General features: G+C 71.8%; 18 protein-coding genes. 13 read left to right on the forward strand and 5 right to left on the reverse strand.

The window, feature by feature from the left end; translation table 11 throughout:
• The first annotated feature begins 29 nt into the window (after window positions 1-29).
• A complete protein-coding gene (locus GB932_RS15725; protein WP_156761615.1) occupies window positions 30-1559 on the forward strand; it encodes a GH39 family glycosyl hydrolase in 1530 nt (509 codons plus the stop codon).
• 10 nt (window positions 1560-1569) lie between these two features.
• Window positions 1570-2259: a glycosyltransferase gene (locus tag GB932_RS15730; RefSeq protein WP_231916250.1), complete on the forward strand. Its 690-nt coding sequence runs from the start codon at window positions 1570-1572 to the stop codon at window positions 2257-2259.
• Here GB932_RS15730 and GB932_RS15735 read toward each other — a convergent pair.
• The 3 genes from GB932_RS15735 to GB932_RS15745 all read right to left on the reverse strand — a co-directional run bounded on the left by GB932_RS15735 (window position 2246) and on the right by GB932_RS15745 (window position 8630).
• The gene (locus tag GB932_RS15735) at window positions 2246-3739 is read right to left on the reverse strand and encodes a hypothetical protein (RefSeq protein WP_156761617.1); all 1494 of its coding nucleotides are present in this window, start codon (window positions 3737-3739) and stop codon (window positions 2246-2248) included. The two genes, GB932_RS15730 and GB932_RS15735, sit on opposite strands and share 14 nt — an antisense overlap.
• Window positions 3740-3797: 58 nt before the next feature.
• Window positions 3798-4388 carry an LOG family protein gene (locus tag GB932_RS15740; protein WP_156761618.1) on the reverse strand — a complete coding sequence of 197 codons (591 nt, stop codon included), beginning with the start codon at window positions 4386-4388 and terminating at the stop codon, window positions 3798-3800.
• A 105-nt stretch (window positions 4389-4493) separates the two neighbouring features.
• Window positions 4494-8630: a CshA/CshB family fibrillar adhesin-related protein gene (locus GB932_RS15745; RefSeq protein ID WP_156761619.1), complete on the reverse strand. Its 4137-nt coding sequence runs from the start codon at window positions 8628-8630 to the stop codon at window positions 4494-4496.
• Window positions 8631-8855: 225 nt separating this feature from the next.
• Here GB932_RS15745 and GB932_RS15750 point away from each other — a divergent pair, with 225 nt between their 5' ends.
• From GB932_RS15750 to GB932_RS15765, 4 genes are all read left to right on the forward strand, one after another.
• Window positions 8856-9575 carry a GNAT family N-acetyltransferase gene (locus GB932_RS15750; protein WP_156761620.1) on the forward strand — a complete coding sequence of 240 codons (720 nt, stop codon included), beginning with the start codon at window positions 8856-8858 and terminating at the stop codon, window positions 9573-9575.
• A gap of 51 nt (window positions 9576-9626) precedes the next feature.
• On the forward strand, window positions 9627-10913 hold the full coding sequence (locus tag GB932_RS15755; RefSeq protein WP_156761621.1) for a sigma-54-dependent transcriptional regulator family protein: 1287 nt from the start codon (window positions 9627-9629) through the stop codon (window positions 10911-10913).
• Window positions 10914-11005: 92 nt separating this feature from the next.
• Complete coding sequence (gene exaC, locus GB932_RS15760; protein WP_156761622.1) at window positions 11006-12553, forward strand: acetaldehyde dehydrogenase ExaC; 1548 nt, start codon at window positions 11006-11008, stop codon at window positions 12551-12553.
• On the forward strand, window positions 12553-12930 hold the full coding sequence (locus GB932_RS15765; RefSeq protein WP_156761623.1) for a DUF779 domain-containing protein: 378 nt from the start codon (window positions 12553-12555) through the stop codon (window positions 12928-12930). Before exaC ends, GB932_RS15765 begins: the two co-directional genes overlap by 1 nt.
• A 27-nt stretch (window positions 12931-12957) precedes the next feature.
• Here GB932_RS15765 and GB932_RS15770 read toward each other — a convergent pair whose 3' ends face one another.
• Window positions 12958-14085, reverse strand: a complete 1128-nt coding sequence (locus tag GB932_RS15770) for a phage holin family protein (protein ID WP_156761624.1) — start codon at window positions 14083-14085, stop codon at window positions 12958-12960.
• Between the two features lie 156 nt (window positions 14086-14241).
• On the opposite strand from GB932_RS15770, the gene GB932_RS15775 reads away from it, so the two are divergent.
• Genes GB932_RS15775 through GB932_RS15800 form a run of 6 tightly spaced genes read left to right on the forward strand, consistent with a single transcriptional unit; the run spans window position 14242 to window position 19157 of the window.
• Window positions 14242-15159 carry a phosphate/phosphite/phosphonate ABC transporter substrate-binding protein gene (locus tag GB932_RS15775; protein WP_156761625.1) on the forward strand — a complete coding sequence of 306 codons (918 nt, stop codon included), beginning with the start codon at window positions 14242-14244 and terminating at the stop codon, window positions 15157-15159.
• Window positions 15156-15962 carry a phosphonate ABC transporter ATP-binding protein gene (locus GB932_RS15780; protein WP_156761626.1) on the forward strand — a complete coding sequence of 269 codons (807 nt, stop codon included), beginning with the start codon at window positions 15156-15158 and terminating at the stop codon, window positions 15960-15962. Before GB932_RS15775 ends, GB932_RS15780 begins: the two co-directional genes overlap by 4 nt.
• On the forward strand, window positions 15962-16810 hold the full coding sequence (gene phnE, locus GB932_RS15785) for a phosphonate ABC transporter, permease protein PhnE (RefSeq protein ID WP_156761627.1): 849 nt from the start codon (window positions 15962-15964) through the stop codon (window positions 16808-16810). Before GB932_RS15780 ends, phnE begins: the two co-directional genes overlap by 1 nt.
• Window positions 16807-17583, forward strand: coding sequence for a tyrosine-protein phosphatase (locus GB932_RS15790; RefSeq protein WP_156761628.1), 777 nt, complete (start codon window positions 16807-16809; stop codon window positions 17581-17583). Before phnE ends, GB932_RS15790 begins: the two co-directional genes overlap by 4 nt.
• Window positions 17584-17594: 11 nt before the next feature.
• Entirely contained in the window at window positions 17595-18203 is a 609-nt protein-coding gene (locus tag GB932_RS15795) for a TetR/AcrR family transcriptional regulator (protein WP_197517518.1), read from the forward strand.
• A 9-nt stretch (window positions 18204-18212) separates the two neighbouring features.
• Window positions 18213-19157 (forward strand): hypothetical protein, encoded by a 945-nt coding sequence (locus GB932_RS15800; protein ID WP_156761630.1) that lies wholly within the window; start codon window positions 18213-18215, stop codon window positions 19155-19157.
• 320 nt (window positions 19158-19477) lie between these two features.
• Here GB932_RS15800 and GB932_RS15805 read toward each other — a convergent pair whose 3' ends face one another.
• A complete protein-coding gene (locus GB932_RS15805) occupies window positions 19478-19825 on the reverse strand; it encodes a DUF488 domain-containing protein (protein WP_156761631.1) in 348 nt (115 codons plus the stop codon).
• 151 nt (window positions 19826-19976) lie between these two features.
• On the opposite strand from GB932_RS15805, the gene GB932_RS15810 reads away from it, so the two are divergent.
• Window positions 19977-21503, forward strand: coding sequence for an MmgE/PrpD family protein (locus tag GB932_RS15810; protein WP_156761632.1), 1527 nt, complete (start codon window positions 19977-19979; stop codon window positions 21501-21503).
• Window positions 21504-21572: the final 69 nt, after the last annotated feature.

The raw sequence follows: 21572 nt of genomic DNA on the forward strand, positions 1-21572 counted from the left end.
GGCGCCCATCCGCGCCCCGAGGAGGAAGCGTGCCCGCACCCAACGTCATCCCGTCCGAGCCGATCGGATCCCTGTCCGACGCGTGGCGCTCGTGCGTCGGATCCGGACGCATGAACCTCGCGCTGCGCGCCGACGTCCGCGACGCGCTCGCCGTCGCGCAGCGGGAGATCGGCTTCCGGCGGATCCGCGGGCACGGCCTGCTGTCCGACGACATGGGCGTGCATCGACTGTACGACGTCGACGGCCACGCGGGCACGCGATACGGGTTCGCATACGTCGACCAGGTGATCGACGCGCTCCTCGAGGCGGGGCTCGATCCGTTCCTCGAGCTCGGCTTCATGCCCGCCGCGCTCGCCTCGGGCGAGGAGACGGTGTTCTGGTGGCGCGGGAACATCACGCCGCCCGCCGACCACGCCGAGTGGGCGCGCCTCGTGTCGGCCCTGCTGCGGCACCTGATCGATCGCTACGGCATCGAGCTCGTGCGCACGTGGCCGATCGAGGTGTGGAACGAGCCGAACCTCGAGCAGTTCTGGGTGGGCGCCGACCGCGAGGCGTATCTCCGCCTGTACGAGGCGACGGTCCTTGCGGTGAAGGACGTCGATGCGGGTCTCGAGGTGGGAGGCCCCGCGCTCTCGCCGGGCGCCGACGACTGGTGGCTGCCGTTCGCCGACTTCGTCGCGCGCCGCGACCTGCCCGCCGACTTCCTGTCGTTCCATGCCTATGCGTCGAACCCCGCGCAGCACGTGCCCTTCGGCGTCTACCAGTCGATGCGGCGCGGCTCCGACCTGCTGCGGCAGTTCGCGCGGCCGACCGAGATCCTCGCAGGCACGGCGCTCGCGGGCCGGCCGATGCATGTGACCGAGTTCAATACGAGCTATCGGCCCGACAACCCCGTGCACGACACGGCGTACAACGCGGCGGCGCTCGCGCCGGTGCTCGCGGCCGGCGGGGATCACGTGAGCTCGTTCTCGTACTGGACGGTGAGCGACACCTTCGAGGAGGTGGGCGTGCCGATGTCGATCTTCCACGGGGGCTTCGGCCTGCTCACGCACCGCCAGATCCCGAAGCCGACCTTCCACCTCTACGCGTTCATGGCGCGCATGGGCGGCGAGGTGCTCGCGCGCGGTGATGATCACCTCGTCACGCGGCACCCCGACGGCCGCGTCGCCGTGCTCGCCTGGCAGCCCGTCGGGGGCTCGGACGACCCCGAGGAGCCGGAACGGCACGAGCTGAGCCTGTCGATCCCGCTCGGCTCCGCGGGCATCCCCGGCTCGGCGTTCCTCGCCCGCGCCGAGGTGGACGTCGCGCGCGGCAACGCGTTCGCCGCGTGGGGTGAGATGGGGCGGCCCGCGAGCCCGAGCAGGCGCCAGGAGGAGGCCCTGCGCGAGGCGGCCGAGCCCGTGCGCTCGCACGCGGCGCTGCCTGTGACGGGCGGCCGCGTGCGCCTCGACGCGAGCCTCGGCCGCCACGGCGTCTCCCTGTTCGAGCTGTCGCTCGTCGCAGACGAGACGCCCGCCTGGGTCGACGATCGGCGGATCCTCGGGCGGAGCGGATCGTAGGATGAGCGGCATGAGCCAGGCGCGCGGTCGCGAGTTCGGATCCGGCGTGCTCGCGCGGGCGGCCCTCTTCATCTACTGGCATCTCGTCGTCGGCGCGCTGCTGTGCGCGGGCACGTTCCCGACGGGCGTTCTCCTGTTCTTCCTCGCCCGGAGCGTCGGGAACGTCCCCCTCGTACCGCTCTGCGCGATCCTCCTCGCACCCGCCCTGTCGGCCGGCATGTACGCGCTGAACGATCGGTCCCGCGCCGATGGCCTGTCGCCGGCCCCTGCCCGCTCGTTCCTGCGCGGGCTCCGGCTGGGCTGGGCCGATGCGCTGCGGGCCTGGACGCCGCCGATGGCGGTGCTCGCCATCGTCGCGGGCGGCATCGTGGCCGTGGGCGCCGGTGGGATCCCCGGGGGCTACGCGGGTGTGCTGATCGGCATCGGCGTCATCGTGCTGCTGTGGGGCGTGAACGCGCTCGTCATCGCGACGTTCTTCTCGTTCCGCTGGCGCGACACGGCGCGCCTCGCCGTCTACTATCTCGGGCGGCGGTGGATCGTGACGCTCGGCGAGCTCGCCCTGCTGATCGTCGCGGTCGCCGTCGTGTTCTTCACGACCGAGGCCGTGCTGTGGCTGTGCCAGGTGGTGTGGGTTGCGTTCCTCGTCGTGATCGCGCGCCCGCTCATCGCCGACGTCACCGCGCGGTTCACGGCGGGCTGAGGCGCCGGCGCGCCGCGAACCGCCGCTGCCGCGCCTTCCACAGCGCGTGCTTCGCCGCTGTCATGGCCGCGTAGGCGAGGATCGCGGCGCCCGTCGCGGCCCAGATGCCGGGCACGAGCAGCGCCGCCGCCGTCGCGGCCGCGAGCGCCACGGCCGCCCGCGCGACTCGGACGCGGCGCATGAGTCGGCGCGCGGAGCGGCGTGCGCCGGCGGCGACGGGATCCGCCGTGCGGTCCGAACCCGCGCCCGTGATCTGGCGATCGATCTCGGTGAGCACCTCGACCTCATTGGCGAAGTAGAGGGCGTGGTCGATCAGCGAGGCCGATTGCGCGATCTTCGCGACGCGAGCCGGCGATCCGAGCACGGTGAACGGGTGGCAGACGGGATCGAAGCGGGCGCACATGTCGACGCCGGGGACGTTCGGGCGGCACAGCTCGCGCACCCCCTGCACCGCGGGTGCGAAGGTGCGGGCGTAGACGACGACCGTGAGGGCCACGAGCGGAAGGCACGCGAGCAGGATGACCACGTCGGGGGAGAACACGATCGCGGCGGCGGCATCCGCGATGCCCTGCCACGCCGCCGCCGCGTGGTCGGCGGCGGAGGCCGGATCCGTCGCGAGCGCCCACGCGGCGCTCACCAGGCGCGCGAGCGATGCGACGATCGCGACGAGGAGCCCCGCGGCTCCGAGCAGGAGGGTGCGCATGATCGCGACGACCGAGCCGACGTAGACGATGATCGCCCCGACGAGGGCGAGGATCGACGACCACGGCACGTCGAGCGAGGCCCGGATCGGCGCGAGCAGGGCCTGGCCCGTGCCCACGGTCACGAGCGTCGTCGTCTCGGGATCGAGCACGTGCGCCGCGTTGGCCGCGATCGCGGCGCCCTGCGAGTGGCCCACGAGCACGGCGTGCCGCGCGTCCGTGTCGAGCACGCGGCTCGTCACTCGCTCGATGACGCCGAACCGGGTCTCGGGGTCGCTCGTCCATCCGAGCGCGTCGGTCGCGAGCTCGCGCACCCGCGGGACGCCGGCGACCGCGAGGGTGAGCGGGAGCGCGAGCACGACGGCGAGGAGCCCGATCACGAGGATCCACGCCATGGCGCGCAGCGCGCGCCAGAGGTACGGCGGCAGGCCGCGGAGCGTCGGGGCATCCACGAGCACCTGGCCGTTCACGAGCAGGTGCACGGCGCACAGCACGAACAGCGCGCGGAGGAACCACCAGGCGGCCCGCCATCTCGACGGCTCGCGGATCTCGGTGAACCAGGTGAGGGGGTCCACGACGAGGTGCCGGCCGCCGGCGTCGCGGAGGTGCGCGTGCCCCGGCTCGAACCCGTCGCAGCCGGCGGGGCACGCGTCGCGCCGCCAGCCCGTGTCGGACGCGTTCAGGTGGTCGGCGATCGCCGACACGTCGTTCTCGACGAAGTCCTGGCGATCGCGCACGCCGATACCGTGGATGACGGGCGCGTAGATGTCGATCGGCACCGTTCATTGATAGCCCAGACCGCCGACATCGGCCGGATCGGTCCGCGGGCGTGCCGGGTTACGCGCTGCTGGCGGGCTGCGACCACTTGGGGACGGGCGCCTCCCATGACCGCAGCTCGTCGAGGAGCTGGCGGGGATCCGATACGACGATGAGCGCGTCGCGGAACTGCTCGCTGATGAAGCCCTCCTGGACGATCCTGTCGAGCATCGCGAGCATCGGATCCCAGAAGCCGCCGACGTCGTACAGGGCGATCGGCTTCGCGTGGATGCCGAGCTGCAGCCACGTCCACACCTCGAAGAACTCCTCGAGCGTGCCGACGCCGCCCGGCAGGGCGACGAACGCGTCGCCGAGCTCGGCCATGCGCATCTTGCGCTGATGCATGTCGTCGACGACCTCGAGGCGCGTCAGCTCGTGGTGTGCGATCTCCTTGTCGACGAGCACCTTCGGGATGACGCCGATGACCTCGCCGCCGGCGTCGCTCGCGGCGGTCGCGACGGTGCCCATGAGGCCGACGTTGCCGCCACCGTAGACGACGCCGATGCCCTCAGCGGCGAGGACGGATCCGACGGCCTCGGCGGCCGCGCGATACGACGGATCCGCCCCGGGGGCCGATCCGGTGAACACGGTGATGCGAGCAAGCGACGACATGACACCAGCGTAGGGCGCGCGGGGTGCGGCCGACGCCGTGAGCCCGCCGATGACAGCGGCCCGTCACTCCGGATGGGGTGACGGGCCGCTGCGGTGCGCCGGACCTCAGCGGGCGTCGCGCTCGCGTCGGCGGGACGCCAGGAGGAGCCCGCCGCCGAGGAGGGAGGCCAGCAGCGCGGCCGTCACCACACCGGCCGCCGGGCTGCCACCCGTCGCCGCGAGGTCGTCATCGCCATCGGGCGATTCGGACGGGGTCGGCTCCGGTGCCGGGGCCGGCGTGGGGTCGGGACTCGGCTGGGGCGTCGAATCCGGTGTCGGCTCGGGCGTCGGGACCGGCGTCGGCTCGGGCGTGGGTTCCGGCGTGGGGACCGGTGTGGGTTCGGGCGTCGGCTCGGGCGTCGGCTCCGGCGTGGGGACCGGTGTGGGCTCGGGCGTCGGCTCGGGCGTGGGTTCCGGGGTCGGTTCCGGCGTGGGCTCGGGCGTGGGCTCGGGTGTCGGCTCGGGAATCGGGTGCTCCGTGCACAGGCGGCCGTCGGGGTCGCAGACGGCCGGCGGCTCCTCGCCCGCGCGGGTGAGGAAGTTGCCGAGCAGGTGATCGCCCTGCTCGTCATACGAGCGCACGTCGACCGAGTAGGTCACGGTGCCGATCGCGCCCGCCTCCAGCGTTCCCGTGACCTCGAGCGTGTCGCCGTCCCGGTTCGCGTCCACGCCCTCCGCGACGGGGCCGTCGGCGAACGTCGCGTCGTCGAGCACGCCCGACAGGTCATCGGTCCACGCCAGCGGCGCGGCCGCCTCGCCGTCGTTGCGGAAGGTGAGCGTGTACGTGACGCGCTGCCCGTCGTCCACGACCGTCCCGGACTCAGGATCCGACGACTTCTCGGCGACGATCCGCCCGATGGGCGTGAGCGTGCAGTCGGCGCGCTCCGCGTCCTCCGGCTGGCAGGACGGATCCGTCGGCGGCGCCGGCGGGTCTGCGGGATCGTTCGGGAGCAGGAAGTTCGCGGCGATGTCGTCGCCGCGCTCCCCGTCGGCCCGCACCGTCACGACGTAGGTGACGCTGGCCGTCTCGCCCGGCTCGACGGATCCCGTGATCGCGATCGCGGCGCCGTCGCGGACCACCGTCAGAGTGTCGCTCGTCGGCTCGGACGTCACGTCGGCGTCGTCGAGCACGTGGACGAGGTGGTCGACCGCGTCGACGGTCGCCGGCGCCGTCCCGGTGTTCTCGAAGTGGAGCGTGTAGCTCAGCTCCGTGCCCGCGACGACGGGGTCACCGCCGGCATCGACGGTCTTCCACTGCGACAGTTCGGGGACGGGGTGCGTCGTGCAGGACACGGCGTCGTCATCGCAGGACGGATCCGTCGTGCTGGACGGGAACAGGACGTTCGCGAGGCGGTCGTCGCCGCGCGCGCCGTCGTCGCCGACGATGACCGTGTAGGTGACGGTCGCGGTCTGGCCCGACTCGAGCGAGCCCGTCACCCGCAGCGTCGTCTCGTCGAGGCTCGCCGTCAGGTCCTCCGAGGAGGGATCCCCGGCGAGCTGCGCGTCGTCGAGCACGCCGGCGAGCTCGTCGGTGTAATCGACATCGCCGGTGCCGGTTCCGTCGTTGCGGAACTCGAGCGTGTACGTGACCTCCTGGCCGGCGACGACGGTCTCGCCCGAGGAGGGGTCGGCCGTCTTCGCGCCCGAGATGATCGGCATCGGCGTCGTCGTGCACTGATCCGAGTCGACGCACGCGGCGGGCGGTTCCTCGCCCGGGGCGAGGAGGAAGTTGTCGGCGCGGCTGTCGCCACGCTCGGCGACATCGCGCACCGTCGCGGTGTAGGTCACCGTGGCCGTCTCGCCGGCGGGAACGGATCCCGTGATCGAGAACCGGCCGTCCTCGATGGCGCCGACGATGAGCGAGTCGGTCGTCGTGGTCGGGTCGACGGTCACATCGGCGTCGTCGAGGACGCCGCTGAGGTCGTCGATCGCGTCGACGGTCGCGTCGGCGGCGCCGGTGTTCTCGAAGTGGAGGGTGTAGCGCAGCTCCGTGCCGGCGACGACGGGGGCATCGCTCGCCTCGACGGTCTTCCACTGCGTGAGCGCGGCGGCGGGGACCGTCGCGTCGTCGCACGCGGCGTCCGCGGACAGTGCGTCGTCTTCGGGCACGCACGCCGTGTTGCGGAGCAGGTGATCGCCCGTGCCGTCGTAGGTGACGGAGTAGTCGATCACGACCGCGGCGTCGCTGGCGAGGGCGCCTTCCCACGTGAGGAAGCGCTCGCCGTCGAAGACCGGCTGCGGATCGCGGTCGGAGCTCGCGGTGCCGAACGTCGCGTCGTCGAGCACGTCGACGAGGTCGTCCGTCATGCGCGCCGGCGCGGCTTCCGTGAAGTCACCGGGGCCGACGTTCGTCACCTCGATGCGGTACTCGGCCGTCTCTCCCACGGCCGTCAGCCGCTCGGTGAGGGCCGTCTTCACGATCTCGAGCTTCGGCAGCAGGTGCTCGGTCGCGGCGCAGGGCTGGCCCGTGTCGGGATCCGCGCCGCCCTCGGCGGGGTCGCAGGACGGCGGGGTCGGGTCCTCGGGGTCGTTCGGCTCCCACGCGACGTTGCGCGCGGTGCCGTCTCCTCCGGCGGCGACGGTCGTCGTGTAGGAGATCTCGACCGCATCGCCGGCGGCGAGAGCGCCGGTCCAGGACAGCAGCGGCTCCGCGTATGACAGCTCTCCGTCGCGGTCGGCCGTCGCGTCGTCGCCGTATTCGGCGTCGTCGAGCACGCCCGACAGATCGTCGAACACGACAGCGGGGTAGTCGGCCGTGTAGTCGGTGGCGCCCGTGTTCCGCGCCGTGACGGTGTAGCGCACGGTGTCGCCGGGGCGCGTGTCGGCCGTCGCGTCGGAGGTCTTCTCGATCGCGAGGTGCGGCAGCGCGAGCGTCAGGGCGTGGTCCTCGACCTCACCGGACGTCGTCATGCCGACAGGCGACGCGACATCGGCCTCATCGCGCGCGATGCGCAGGCGCAGGAAGCTCTCGCCGTCCGCGGCGTCCATCGGCACCGCCCAGGCGAGGTCGACGGATCCGCTCTGCGGGCACTCCACGGCGGCGGATCGCTCGTCGTCGCCGAATGCGCCGTCGCGATTCCAGTCGATCCAGCCTGCGACGAAGCCCGGCCCCGTGCACGCGATGTCCTCGACGACGTGCGTCTGGCCGGGGGTGACCGCGACCTCGCCGAGCGGCGCGATCGCATCCTCGTCGGCGAGCCCGTTCCGGTCATCGCCCAGCGCGTCGTCGGAGTGCTGGTGGCCGTTGTCGGAGTCGGTCAGAGCGCCCAGACGCGTGCGGGGCTGGCCCTGCGTCGCGAGCGCGAACGATTCGGCCGAGACGTTCGTGGATCCCTGCGGGACCTCGCCGCCCTCCCAGGCGCGCTCGAACAGCGCTCCGGCGGAGCCGTAGCTCTCGGGGGCGTCGCCGAAGTCGGCCTCCAGCACGACGCCGAGCGCGACGGCGCTCTTGCCGCCGCCCTTGACCTGCACCGCGGCGCCCGTCGCGCCGTCCATGAAGCCGATCGCCATCGGGCCGGACCCGGTGCTCTGCCGGGACGAGCACTGCTCGGCGTCCGGGTGCAGACGCAGCGTCCGGTCGGCCGCGAGATCCGCGAGCACGTTCGTGTCGCACGTGCGGGCCCGTTCGATGACGCGCCACGTCGTATCGGCCTCGTCAGGTCGTGCCTGGACGTACTCGCCCTGGCTGCGGTTGCTCGACTCGGCGTCGGCCACGACGAGCCCGCCGAGCGGCACGAGCTCTCCGTTCAGCGTCGTCTCGCACGAGAAGTGGAAACTCACCGTTGCGCCGTTGGCCCGATTCACGAGGCCGTAGACCATCTCGTTGCTCGTGCCCGCGCCGCCGATGTTGTACAGATCGTCGAGCGAGTCGCCGCGATAGTCTCCGGAGCGGTAGGCCGCGACCTGGCCGACGACGTCCGTGATCGTGCAGGTCGTCGCGAGCTCCTGACCGGCGATGTCGCGCGTGCTCGTCGTGGTCGTGCCGTCGACGATCCCCTCTCCGCTCTCACCCCACTCGATCCAGTCGATCGCGCCGACGTACGCGCCGGATCCGCCCTGCGCATAGGCGGCCTGCGCGGCGTCGTTCGTCGTGAACGACGCGGTCGCGCCGAGCAGGCCGGCGACGAGCGCGGTCGCCGCGCCGACGGCGAGGAGGCGTGCGGACCGACGTGCGGGCACGCCGGATGTGGGATGGGTATGCATCGATGTCCCCCCGAACATCTCGGAAACAGAGGTCGCCGAGGGGACATCGCGTGCGCGCTGCCGGCCGTCGACCGGCCTCGAGCGCACGCTCGGGATGATGAGCCCCCCGACTCGGTTCGAACGCTAGTCGCTCGGGTCCGGAACTGCAATACGAGATGGGGAGCCGTCGGAACATCCACAGCGAGCCGGGCGTTGAATGGTCTCGACACTCGACGAAAGGCGCATATGAGCACGGTTCTCCCGGATCCCGATCGGACGCACGCGGCCGACGCCGTCCTCGACGCCCCCGCCTGGTCATCCCTCACGGGCGCGCACGCGCGCTTCGCCGTCGGGAACGACCTCGTCCGGCGCTATCAGGACGACGTCTCGCCGTTCGCGGGCGTCGCCTCCTGGGCGGACCCGGATGTGTGGGACGCGGTGATCGACGAGTACGGATCCGCATCCGAGCTGATGATCTCGCACGCGGATCCGGCGCTGCCGGCCGGATGGGACGAGGTGTGGCGCGGACACGGCCTGCAGCTCGTCGAGACGGATCGCCTCGACACCGCTCCCTGCGATGAGGCCGTCGAGCTCGGCGCCGACGACGTCGAGGAGATGCTCGCGATCGTCGGCCGCAACCAGCCCGGGCCGTTCCTGACCCGCACGCATGAACTCGGCCGCTATGTCGGGATCCGCCGCGACGGGCGCCTCGTCGCGATGGCGGGGGAGCGCCTGCACCCCGAGGGGTGGACCGAGATCAGCGCCGTGTCGGTCGACGACGACTTCCGCCGCCAGGGGTTCGCGTCGGCCCTCACCCGCGATGTCGCGCACCACATCCGCTCGCGGGGCGACCGCGCCTTCCTCCACGCCTCGGAGTCGAACGAGGGCGCCGTCCGCGCATACGAGAAGCTCGGCTTCGAGCTCCGCCGCCGCGTGCCGTTCCTGCGGGTGCGCACGCCCGCCTGATCCGGCTTAGACTGGCCGCGCTCACCTCCTTCGACGGCGATCGGAGCGTGCATGGTCTCTCCCTGGCTCGCGCCGCGCGGCGGGTCCCCGCGGCTGACGCTCGAGCGCGCCTGCGACGAGCTGCTCGCCGGTCACCTGCAGGATCCGCGCCTCCAGGACGTGCGCGACGTCGTGCGCGAGTCGTGGATCCGCTCCCTCGGATCCCACGTGGCGCCCGAGGGCGTCCCCGAGCTCGACTTCGAGGACGCCGCGCTCGAGGAGCACCGGCGCGCGCACCCGCTCGCGGCGAGCATCGAGATGATCCGCGGCCTGCTGCTGCCGGGCGATGCCGAGGAATCGGGCGTCGTCGTCGCCGTCGGCGACGCCGCGGGACGCCTGCTGTGGGTCGAGGGGGACCGGGAGGTGCGCGCGGACGTCGGCGCCATGGGCTTCCTCGCCGGCGCGAACTGGTCCGAGGAGCAGGTCGGGACCGCCGCGCCCGGAACGGCGATCGCCACGGGACACTCCGTGCAGGTGCGCGGCCCCGAGCACTTCAACCGCCGCGTGCGCCCCTGGTCGTGCACCGCGGCGCCCGTGCGCGACCCGGAGACGCGGGCGCTCATCGGCGTCATCGACGTCACGGGGCGCGAGCCCGCGGCGGCGCCCCAGGCGCAGCTGCTCGTCGACGCGACGGTGCGGGCCGTCGAGAGCGATCTGCTCGTCGCGCGCATGCGCCAGCGCGCGGAGGTGCCGCGCCGCCGCCGGCCGCGCCGGGATCACGCGATCCTGCGCGTCCTGGGCCGCGACCGTGCGACGCTCGACACCGACGGCGGATCCGTCGAGCTGAGCGAGCGCCACGCCGAGATCCTGCTCCTGCTCGCGACGCACCCCGGCGGGCTGAGCGCCGAGCGCCTCGCGGAGCTCGCGTACGGATCCCCCGGCGCGGTCGGGACCCTGCGCCCCGAGATCGTGCGCCTGCGCCGCGTCCTGCAGGCGCACGCGCCCGCCCTCGTGCTCGAGTCGCGTCCGTACCGCCTCGCGGCGCCGCTCGACACGGACGCGCGCGGCGTCCTCTCGCTGCTCGACCGCGGCGCGCACCGCGTCGCCCTCGCGGCGTGGGAGGGCGACGTGCTCCCCGACTCGCGCGCCCCGGGCGTCGAGGCGCTCCGCGAGACCGTGCGCTCCGCCGTCCGCGAGGCCATGCTCGACGACGCGGGCGTCGACGTGCTGCTGCAGTACCTCGGCACGGACGCCGGGTCCGACGACGTCGAGGCCATGCGGCTGTGCCTCGGGATGCTCCCTCCGCGCTCGCCCCGGCGCGCGGGCCTCGTCGCGCGGCTCGAGGCCGCGGCGCGCTGAACCGGCCTCGCGCAACCGCGTGCAACCCCCGCCGCAATAACGTCGGGGCAGGCGCGGCAGAGCGGCCGCGGAACCAGTCGAGGGAGACAGCGATGACCATCGTCGAAGAGAGCGTGTCGAGCATCTACGCGGCCCCCGGGACGGAGGGATCCCGCGCGAGCTATCGGCCCCGATACGGGCACTACATCGGCGGCGAGTTCGTCGACCCGGTGAAGGGCCAGTACTTCGAGAACGTGACCCCCGTCACGGGCAGGCCGTTCACCGAGATCGGCCGCGGCACGGTCGAGGACATCGACCGGGCGGTCGACACGGCCTGGAAGGCGTTCGAGGGATGGAAGCGCACCTCGGCGACCGAGCGCGCGATCATCCTCAACCGGATCGCCGACCGGATGGAGGAGAACCTCGAGGCGCTCGCCGTCGCCGAGACGTGGGAGAACGGCAAGCCCGTCCGCGAGACGCTCGCCGCCGACATCCCGCTCGCGATCGACCACTTCCGCTACTTCGCCGGCGTCCTCCGCGCGCAGGAGGGATCCATCGGCGAACTCGACGGCGACACCGTCGCGTACCACTTCCACGAGCCGCTCGGAGTCGTCGGGCAGATCATCCCGTGGAACTTCCCGATCCTCATGGCCGTGTGGAAGCTCGCCCCCGCGCTCGCCGCGGGCAACTGCGTCGTGCTGAAGCCGGCCGAGCAGACCCCCGCATCGATCCTGTTCCTGTTCGAGATGATCGGCGACCTCCTCCCGGCGGGCGTCGTGAACATCGTGAACGGATTCGGCATCGAGGCGGGCGCCCCGCTCGCATCGCACAAGCGGATCCGCAAGATCGCCTTCACGGGCGAGACGACGACCGGCCGCCTCATCATGCAGTACGCGTCGCAGAACCTCATCCCCGTCACGCTCGAGCTCGGCGGCAAGAGCCCGAACCTCTTCTTCGAGGACGTCGCGGCGAACGACGATGCCTACTACCAGAAGGCGCAGGAGGGCTTCGCGATGTTCGCCCTCAACCAGGGCGAGGTGTGCACATGCCCGTCGCGGGCCCTCATCCAGCGGTCGATCTACGACCGCTTCCTCGGCGACGGCGTCGAGCGGGTGGGGAGGATCGTACAGGGCAACCCGCTCGACCCCGACACGATGATCGGCGCGCAGGCGTCGAACGACCAGTTCGAGAAGATCCTCTCGTACATCGACATCGGCCGGAAGGAGGGCGCGAAGGTGCTGGCGGGCGGTGAGCCCGTCGACCTCGGCGGCGAGCTGTCGGGCGGCTTCTACGTCGCGCCGACGATCTTCGAGGGCACGAACGACATGCGGATCTTCCAGGAGGAGATCTTCGGCCCCGTCGTCTCGGTCACGGGCTTCGACGACTTCGACGACGCGATCGGGATCGCCAACGACACGCTCTACGGGCTGGGCGCCGGCGTCTGGAGCCGCAGCGCCGACACCTGCTACCGGGCGGGGCGCGCGATCGAGGCCGGGCGCGTGTGGACGAACACGTATCACCAGTACCCCGCGCACGCCGCGTTCGGCGGGTACAAGCAGTCGGGCATCGGGCGCGAGAACCACCTGAAGATGCTCGAGCACTACCAGCAGACGAAGAACCTCCTCGTGTCGTACGCCGAGGGGCCGATGGGGTTCTTCTGATGTCCGATCCTGTTCAGCGGGTGGCGGTCTCGGACGAGGCCGCTGCCCTGCTGCGCGAACTCACGGGGCAGCACGGCGCGCTGATGTTCCACCAGTCCGGCGGCTGCTGCGACGGCTCCTCGCCCATGTGCTACCCGAAGGGGATGTTCCTCACCGGCCCGAGCGACGTGCTCCTCGGTGCGCTCGACGTCGGCCTCGACGACCCGATCGAGGTGTACATGTCGGAGAGCCAGTTCGAGTACTGGCGCCACACCCACCTCACGATCGACGTCGTCGACGGGCGCGGATCCGGGTTCAGCGTCGAGGCGCCGACGGGGAAGAGGTTCCTGACCCGCTCGCGCCTCCTGACAGACGAGGAGGTGACGGCGCTGGGGTGAGGGGGCGGATCCGCGTGGCGGGCCGGTTCACTCGAGCAGGCGGGTGACGATCTGGAAGACGATGACGGCGGCGATGAAGACCCCGCCGACCCACCCGATGCGGCGCTGCTTCAGCCGCTGACCTGCGCGCGCGACGCCCTTCGGCGGGCGCAGCGTCGGCGGGTCCTGCAGGGGCGGCGCCTCGACGTGATCTGCGGCGACGGGGGCGACGGATCCGGCCACGTGCGGGCGCTGCGCGGCGCGGATCCGCTCATCGCGCCAGCGCCCCCACCGGGCGATCTTGTCGAGCATGGCGCCGGCGACCGAGAACTGCCAGGCCCACTGATCCGGGTCGACGGTCGACATCCCGCGCCCCGAGTAGAAGAACAGCCAGTCGTCGACGATCTCGACGTCGAGGTGCGCGGCGCTGCTCATGAAGCGCTGCATGATGTCGGGCGTGAACAGGTACAGCGCGTCGGCCTCATACCCCTCCGGGCAGTACAGGCTGAAGTGCTCGTCGAAGTCGCCCTCGAGGCTCAGCCGCTGATCCTTCCGGAACCCGATCGGCAGGTTCGAGCCGAACAGGCTGTTGTTGCCCTTCGCATCGAGCACGATGTGGGGGAGGGGCGCGTCGAGCCGCACCGCGATGTATCCCCATGTGTGGGTCTTCTCGTTCTTGCCGGATCCGGTCGTGTACCGGTAATTGCCGAACTCGACGAAGCGGGGCGTGTCTCCCCGGACGAGGCCCGAACTGGCTCGCTTGCGCCCGACGTCGAAGAGCATGCCGGGCAGCTGCGGGGACGCGTATCCCGGGTGGAATCGCATGCCGTTCGCCTGCGCGAAGCGGTCGAGCCGGTACATCGGAGCGTCGTGCCGGGCGCGGACCGCACCGATCCCCGCTACGACGAACACGACGCCGACGATGGCGAAGATCATCCCGACCATCGGCATCGAGTCCGTCGCGATCGTCACGGCGAGCACGCCGGCGCCGATGAGGGCGAAGACGGCCCCCATCGCGATGAGCGCGACGCCGATGAACACCTGGCTCGTCCCGCGGCGGGCGTTCGAATCGGGGAACCGCACGGGGAGGGATTCCCGGAACGCGCGCACCGCGTGGCGGTCGATCGGATCCGTGAGCGGACTCGCGTCGAACCCGTATCTCTGCCCCTGCTGCATGGCTCTACGTTATGCGGAGCCGCCGACGGCGACCGGCGTCACCATCCGTTCACCGAGTCTTTCGTTCTCGTATCGACGGTCTCGTAATTGCGCGTCACCCGCGCCGGGTTGCATCCGAGGTGTCCACGACGGACGCCCTCGACCCGAAAGAGACCCATGCGACTCCGCGCTCCCCTCGCCGCCGGCGCACTTGCCGCCGGCTCCCTCCTCATCGTGACCGGCTGTGCGGCGACATCCGCCGACACGGCGTCGGACGACGACGTGATCCGATTCGCCACGATGCCCGTCACCGACGACCCCTCCGTCGAGACGCCGATCGACCAGATGGCCGCCCTCCTCGAGGAGGCGACGGGCATGATCGTCGAGATCACCGACGTCCCCAGCTACTCCGCCGTCATCGAAGCCGTACGCGCGGGCCACGAGGACATCGGCATCATGAGCGGCTTCCCGTCGGCGCTCGCCGTCGGCACGGGCGAGGTCGACTCCCTCGTCGCATGGCCCGGGCTCGACGAGCCGGTCTCGACCTGCCTCGTGCTCGACGACTCGCCCCTCCGGTCGCTTGAGGACATCACCCCCGACACGACGATCGCGTTCGCCGATCCCGCCTCCAGCTCCGGCTTCTTCATGCCCACGCACATGCTCGACGAGGCCGGTCTCACGGCGGGCGACGACTTCGAGGAGCTGTTCTCCGGCGGCCACGACCGCAGCTTCATCGCGCTGCAGGAGGGCCAGGCCGACGTCGCCTGCACCTCGACGATCTTCCCGTCGATGGCGGGACTCGGAGATCCGATGTTCCCCTTCGAGGAGGGCGAGACGCGCTCGATCGGCGAGAGCATCTCGATGCCGATCTCGATATCGTTCCTCGGCAGCCAGCGCATGTCGGACGCGAAGCGCGAGGCGCTCCTCGAGGCGATCCCCGCCGTGTTCTCGGACGAGAACCGCGACGAGCTCGGCGTGTACATGGAGGCGATGCCCGAGGGCATCGAGCCGATCGTCGAGCCGGACAGGACGCTCTTCCAGCCCTTCGTGGACATCGCCGCCGTCGCCGACGTCGACATCTCGGACCTCGGATGAGCGCGCCGATCACGATGTCCGCGCCGGCGCGCGCGGGCGCCGACGAGCCGCGCATCCGCATCCGCGACCTGACCGTGCGCTACGCGCCGGGCGAGCCGCTCGTGCTCGATGGCATCGACCTCGACCTGTTCTGCGGCGAGACGGTCGCGCTTCTCGGGTCGAGCGGATCCGGGAAGTCGACGCTCATGAAGACCATCACGGGCTTCGCCCCCATCACGTCCGGATCCGTCCGCGCGGGTGACTTCGACGTCGCCGACCTGCGGCGCGGTCAGCTCCGCTCCCTCCGCTCGCACGTCGGCCAGGTGTTCCAGCAGTTCAACCTGATCGGGCGCCTCAGCGTGCTGACGAATGTGCTCATGGGAGCCCTGCACGTTGCCGGGCCCGTCAACATGCTCGGCACATTCCGGGCCGCCGACCGCCGCCGCGCCCTCGAGCTGCTCGACCGCGTCGGCATCGCGCACAAGGCAGATCAGGAGGCGCGGTCGCTGTCCGGCGGCCAGCAGCAGCGCGTCGCGATCGCGCGGGCGCTCATGCAGAATCCGCGCGCCATCCTCGCCGACGAGCCCGTCGCGTCGCTCGACCCGACGATGAGCCGCATCGTGCTCGAGCTGCTGCGCTCGATCGCGCGCGAGGAGCGGATCCCCGTGCTCGTCAGCCTGCACGTCGTGCCGCTCGCCCTCGCCCACTCCGACCGGATCGTCGGCCTGCGCCACGGCCGGGTCATCGTGTCCGGGCGCACCGCCCATCTCGACGCGGACCAGCTCGCCCCCGTGTACGAGACCGAAGACGAGGAGGCCGCGTGATGGAGACGCTCGAGACCCCCGCGCCGCGCCGCGACACCGCCAGCCGCCAGCAGCTCGATCCCCGCGCGCGCGAGCGCATGGAGCGCGCGTTCCGGATCCCCCGCGCCCGCTTCGTCGTCGGCGCGGTCGCGGCCGTCGCGATCATCGTGTGGTCGGCGAACGGGGCGCAGTTCGACTTCCTGAAGCTCGGCGCGGGCGCCGCGAACATGGGCGAGTTCATCGCCCGCATGTTCCCGCCCGACTTCTCGAAGATCGGGAAGATCCTGCTGCTCCTCCTGGAGACGCTGCAGATGGCGATCGTCGGCACCGTCCTCGGATCCGTGCTGTCGCTCATCATGGCGTTCGGCGCGGCCAGCAACATCGCACCGTCCTGGCTGTACTACCCGTGCCGCTGGGCGATGAACATCATCCGCGCGCTGCCCGACCTCGTCATCGCCCTCATGTTCGTGTCCGCCGTGGGCCTCGGCCCCTTCGCGGGGATCCTCGCCATGACGATCGGCTCGATCGGATCCATCGGCAAGGTGTTCGCCGAGGCGATGGAGGCGACAGATCGCGGGCCCATCACCGCGATGGAGGCGGTCGGCGCGTCGCGGCGGCAGGTGATCCAGTACGCGATCGTGCCGCAGGCGCTGCCGCTGCTCGTCAGCTATACGCTCTTGCTGTTCGAGGGCAATGTGCGGGGCGCGACGATCCTCGGGCTCGTCGGCGCCGGCGGCATCGGGCTCGAGCTGACGACCGCCATGAATCGCTACGAATACGGACACCTGTTCGCCATGGTCATCTGCATCATCGTTCTCGTGACGATCATCGACCAGGCGAGCGCCATCATCAGGAGGAAGATCACATGACCCTCGACGCCCTCGACGTGCCCCTCACCGCCCCCGCCAACCTCCGCGACCTCGGCGGGATCCCCGTCGCCGGCGGATCCGTGCGGCCCGGCTTCGCCATCCGCGCCGACGACCTCTCGACCGCCGACGCCGGCTCCGCGGCCGACCTCGTCGACGGGGGACTCGCTGCGATCGTCGACCTGCGCTCGCACCACGAGGTGCGGTTCACGGGCCGCGGCCCGTTCGCCTCGATGCCCGTGACCTACCATCACCTGCCGTTCCTCGCCTCACTCGCCGACGCCCGCGAGACGGGCGGATCGGACATGCTCGACCAGTCCACGTTCGAGGCGATGTACATCCGGATGTACGAGTCGGCGGCGCCGCGGATCGTCGCGGCATTCGCCATCATGGCGACCGCGCCTGGCGCGACCGCTTTCCACTGCGCGGCGGGCCAGGACCGCACGGGCGTGCTCGCCGCGTCGCTCCTCCTCACGCTCGGCGCCTCGCCCGACGCGATCGTCGACGACTACGTGCGCACGGGCCGGAACTCGCCGGCGATCATGCGGCGCCTCGCGCCCGTGATGGGGCCGATCATGGCCGAGCACGGCCTCGCGCTCGAGGATGCGGCGACGGCCGCGACGCGCGCCGAGTTCTCGCCGGCGCCCATGGAGGGGCTGCTCGCGCACCTCGAGCGCGCGTACGCGGATCCGCTCGCGCCCCTCCGCGAGGCCGGCCTGACGGACGGACTCGTCGCGGCGCTGCGCGAGCGCGCGGTCGACCCAGGGGCGGCATGACGCTGGTGTCGATGCCCGCCGCACCGGAACGCGGTCCGGGGCGTCCGCGGAAGGAGGGCCACGACGAGCGGATCCTCGACGCCGCCATCGCGCTCATCGACGCCGGTGATCAGGTCACCGTGGGCGCCGTCGTCGCCGCCAGCGGGGTCTCTCGCGCGGCCCTCTATCGCCGGTGGCAGAGCGTGACCGACCTCGTCGCGGCCGCGCTCGACCGCGGCCGGGCGCCCATCGAGATCGACACGAGCGCGGGCGTCAAGGAGGGGATCCTCGCCCTGCTGTTCGGGGATCCCCGCACGGTCCGCGGCGCGACCTACAGCGAGCACCGCTTCCGCACGCGCATGGCCCTCGTCATGCAGAACCCCGATCTGCAGAGGGCGTACTGGTCATCGCACGTGCGCCGCCGCCGCGTGGCGATCCGTGCGGCGCTCGACGAGGCCGTTCGCCGCGGCGAGCTGCGCGACGACCTCGACCTCGACGCGTGCATCGACCTCATCAACGGCGTCCTCTACTACCAGGCGGTCGTGCGCGGCGCACGGCTGGACGAGCCCGAGACGCGGGCCCGGTGCCGCGAGGCGTTCGAGATCGCGTGGCGGGGGATGGGCGGCGCCGCGCGCCCGTAGCCTGTGAGCATGGAGTGGACGAGCGATGTCGCGGCCGGTGACTGGATCCGGGAGCGGGTGGATCCGGAGGGATGGTCGATCCACCATTTCATACCGCAGGGGATGCCGGCCTACGCGCGCATCTTCCATCCCGTCTATCGCGAGCGCGTCGTCGGGGCATCATGGCCGACGGACGACGAACCCGCGGCGTGGGAGCGACTGGCGGGCGCAGAGGTGGACACCGAGCGCGTGACCTGGCAGCAGACGGCCGATGCGTTCGGGACGACGATGCACGAGCTCGCGCAGTGGCGCGCCCTCATCGGCGCCGAACCGCGCGATCGGAGCCCGGCCTCGCCCGTCGATGGTGACGGCTGGCGCTACGACGGACCGGGCGGCGGCGGGGTCATCTCCGACGCGCTCGAGGTCGTCGCACCGCACCTCGTCGCCCACACCACGACACCGGACGAGGGGTACGCGGCCGTCTGGGAGGGCTGGGGTGGCATCGTCGGCGCCATGTCGACGGCGCCGTCATCGGGGAACCTCGCGCGGCAGTTCGGGGACGCGCGCCACGACGCGATGTTGAAGTCGAGTGTCACGGACGTGTTCAACAACGTCTTCCGACGCCGGAAGACGTGGCGGCCGGGCGTTCTGTCCGACGAGATCTCCCGCGGCCCGCGCCTCGAGCTCCCGCATCGGGATCACGTGCTCTTCCGTGCCGCGCCCCGGGTGTGGGCGGATCCCTCGTGGGAGCAGAACGTTCCGTGGCGCGACTCGGGGTCGACGTACCCGCCGAGCCTCATCTGGCCGGCGGACCGGTCCTGGGTCGTGACGGGGGACGTCGACGACGATACGTCCCTCGTCGCCGGCTCCGCCGAGCTCATCCGGGCGATCTGCGCGGATCCACGGATCGAGGCGCGCGAGATCCCGCCGGGCACGACCCTCCATGCCGATGTCGATCCGCTGAACTGGGTCTGAGGTGCGCCGGCGGAGCCTCGCCACCCCGAGATCAGGCCGATGCGCCGACAGAAGGCAGATCTCGCCCCCGCACACGATTCTCAGTGATCCTGCCTTGTCTCGGAACGGACGTCTGAGGCGAGGCCGTGGGCCCGGGTCAGGTGGGGCCGTCCGCGGCCCGCCGGGAACTCTCGTGGCAGGGGACTGGAACGCCGGGGGATCCGGATGCTCCGACGCGAGCGGACACGTCAGCAGGCGATGCGCGCCCCGTGCGACGATGACCCCTTCGCAGTGCGTGAGGCGATCGACGACGCCCTGCACCTTCACCTGGGCCTGTGTGATCACCGCGCGAGATGATCGCGCAGGACGGCCGCGTGGCTCACGCGCGGGTCCCGAGCCCCGTAGACGAGCGTGACGACGGGGTGCGCGTCGATCGCCGCGCGCAGCTCCGCGACGGCGGGGTTGTCGTCGAGCTCGGCGCGATAGCGGGCGGCGAACTCGTCGAGGCGGGCGGGGTCGTGATCCCACCACCGGCGCAGCTCGGGTGTCGGAGCGACGTCCTTCATCCAGGCGTCGAGCGCGGCGCGCAGTTTCGAGACGCCCCGTGGCCACATCCGGTCGACGAGCACACGGAAGCCGTCGTCCGGCTCCGCGGCGTCGTATGCGCGCGCGATCCGCACCTCGCCCATGTCCGCGAGGATATCGCGGGCGCCAGCCCGGTCGCTCGCCAGGCCCTCCGCGCACCCCGCGCTCGGTAGTCTGGCGGGTGGGCGCGTGGCGAACCCCGCGCCTGACAGCTCGCCTGGCGACACCCCGCACGACGACGTGGAAGGATCCTCGATGACCGTCTCGCATCCCGTTCGCACCTATCGCAGCGACGAGGGCCTGCCCCGCGAGGAGCAGCTCGCCTGGAAGATCGCGCAGGTCGCGGTGGATCCCGTCGCCGTCGATGACGAGGTCGCCGACATGGTGATCAACCGCGTGATCGACAACGCCGCCGTCGCGGCCGCGTCGCTCACACGGGATCCGGTGTCGGCGGCGCGGGCGCAGGCGCTCGACCACGGCGTCTCGCGCGGCGGCGAGGGCTCCACGGTGTTCGGATGTGTTCTCGGGACGAAGACGAGCCCCGAATGGGCGGCGTGGGCGAACGGCGTCGCTGTGCGCGAGCTCGACTATCACGACACGTTCCTCGCGGCGGAGTACTCGCATCCCGGCGACAACATCCCGCCGATCCTCGCCGTCGCACAGCATGCCGGATCCGACGGTGCGGCGCTCGTGCGCGGGATCGCGACGGGGTACGAGATCCAGATGGACCTCGTGCGCGCGATCAGCCTGCACACGCACAAGATCGATCACGTCGCGCACCTCGGCCCGAGCGCCGCCGCGGGCATCGGCACCATGCTCGGGCTCGACACCGAGGTGATCTTCCAGGCCGTGTCGCAGGCGCTGCATACGACGACGGCGACGCGGCAGTCGCGCAAGGGCGAGATCTCGACCTGGAAGGCGCACGCGCCGGCGTTCGCGGGGAAGATGGCGATCGAGGCGGTCGACCGGGCGATGCGCGGGCAGACCTCGCCGTCGCCGATCTACGAGGGCGAGGACGGCGTGATCGCCTGGATGCTGGACGGCCCGGACGGCCGGTACGAGGTGCCGTTGCCGGCGCCGGGGGAGGCGAAGCGGGCGATCCTCGAGTCGTACACGAAGGAGCATTCTGCGGAGTATCAGGCGCAGGCGTGGATCGACCTCGCCCGCCGCCTCGGCGCTGAGCGGCCCGAACTGCGGGATCCCGCGAACGTCGCGTCGGTCGTGCTGCACACCTCGCACCACACGCACGTCGTCATCGGATCCGGCGCGAACGATCCGCAGAAGTACGACCCAGCCGCGTCGCGCGAGACCCTCGATCACTCGATCCCCTACATCTTCACGGTCGCGCTGCAGGACGGCGGGTGGCACCACGTCGACTCGTACGCGCCCGAGCGGGCGGCGCGCCCCGACACGGTCGCGCTGTGGCGGAAGGTGACGACGGCGCTCGACGAGGAGTGGACGCGCCGCTACCACTCGGAGGATCCCGACGAGAAGGCCTTCGGCGGCCGCGTCGAGATCACCCTGACGGACGGATCCACGGTCGTGGACGAGATCGCCGTCGCCGACGCGCACCCGCTCGGCGCTCGCCCGTTCTCGCGCGAGAACTACGTCGCGAAGTTCCGTCTGCTCGCCGAGCCGGTGCTGAGCGCCGACGAGATCGAGCGGTTCCTCGACCTCGCCGGGCGCCTGCCCGAGCTGACCGCGGCAGAGGTCGCGGAGCTGTCGATCGTCGCGAACCCGGGCGTGCTCGACGACGCCCCGAGCCCGCGGGGGCTGTTCTGATGGGCATCTCGCGCGTTGTGCCGCAACACAATGCAGTCACTCCGGAGCTCGGAGCCCCGATGAACGGGT

This window comes from Microbacterium karelineae (assembly GCF_009745985.1).
Classification (GTDB): domain Bacteria; phylum Actinomycetota; class Actinomycetes; order Actinomycetales; family Microbacteriaceae; genus Microbacterium; species Microbacterium karelineae.

What these genes read in the sequence shown, in the direction of transcription:
- GB932_RS15730 (WP_231916250.1), top strand. Translation starts at nt 1,570, where the DNA reads ATGAGCCAGGCGCGCGGTCGCGAGTTCGGATCCGGCGTGCTCGCGCGG.
- GB932_RS15740 (WP_156761618.1), bottom strand. Translation starts at nt 4,388, where the DNA reads ATGTCGTCGCTTGCTCGCATCACCGTGTTCACCGGATCGGCCCCCGGG.
- GB932_RS15745 (WP_156761619.1), bottom strand. Translation starts at nt 8,630, where the DNA reads ATGCATACCCATCCCACATCCGGCGTGCCCGCACGTCGGTCCGCACGC.
- GB932_RS15750 (WP_156761620.1), top strand. Translation starts at nt 8,856, where the DNA reads ATGAGCACGGTTCTCCCGGATCCCGATCGGACGCACGCGGCCGACGCC.
- GB932_RS15755 (WP_156761621.1), top strand. Translation starts at nt 9,627, where the DNA reads ATGGTCTCTCCCTGGCTCGCGCCGCGCGGCGGGTCCCCGCGGCTGACG.
- exaC (WP_156761622.1), top strand. Translation starts at nt 11,006, where the DNA reads ATGACCATCGTCGAAGAGAGCGTGTCGAGCATCTACGCGGCCCCCGGG.
- GB932_RS15765 (WP_156761623.1), top strand. Translation starts at nt 12,553, where the DNA reads ATGTCCGATCCTGTTCAGCGGGTGGCGGTCTCGGACGAGGCCGCTGCC.
- GB932_RS15770 (WP_156761624.1), bottom strand. Translation starts at nt 14,085, where the DNA reads ATGCAGCAGGGGCAGAGATACGGGTTCGACGCGAGTCCGCTCACGGAT.
- GB932_RS15775 (WP_156761625.1), top strand. Translation starts at nt 14,242, where the DNA reads ATGCGACTCCGCGCTCCCCTCGCCGCCGGCGCACTTGCCGCCGGCTCC.
- GB932_RS15780 (WP_156761626.1), top strand. Translation starts at nt 15,156, where the DNA reads ATGAGCGCGCCGATCACGATGTCCGCGCCGGCGCGCGCGGGCGCCGAC.
- phnE (WP_156761627.1), top strand. Translation starts at nt 15,962, where the DNA reads ATGGAGACGCTCGAGACCCCCGCGCCGCGCCGCGACACCGCCAGCCGC.
- GB932_RS15790 (WP_156761628.1), top strand. Translation starts at nt 16,807, where the DNA reads ATGACCCTCGACGCCCTCGACGTGCCCCTCACCGCCCCCGCCAACCTC.
- GB932_RS15795 (WP_197517518.1), top strand. Translation starts at nt 17,595, where the DNA reads ATGCCCGCCGCACCGGAACGCGGTCCGGGGCGTCCGCGGAAGGAGGGC.
- GB932_RS15800 (WP_156761630.1), top strand. Translation starts at nt 18,213, where the DNA reads ATGGAGTGGACGAGCGATGTCGCGGCCGGTGACTGGATCCGGGAGCGG.
- GB932_RS15805 (WP_156761631.1), bottom strand. Translation starts at nt 19,825, where the DNA reads ATGGGCGAGGTGCGGATCGCGCGCGCATACGACGCCGCGGAGCCGGAC.
- GB932_RS15810 (WP_156761632.1), top strand. Translation starts at nt 19,977, where the DNA reads ATGACCGTCTCGCATCCCGTTCGCACCTATCGCAGCGACGAGGGCCTG.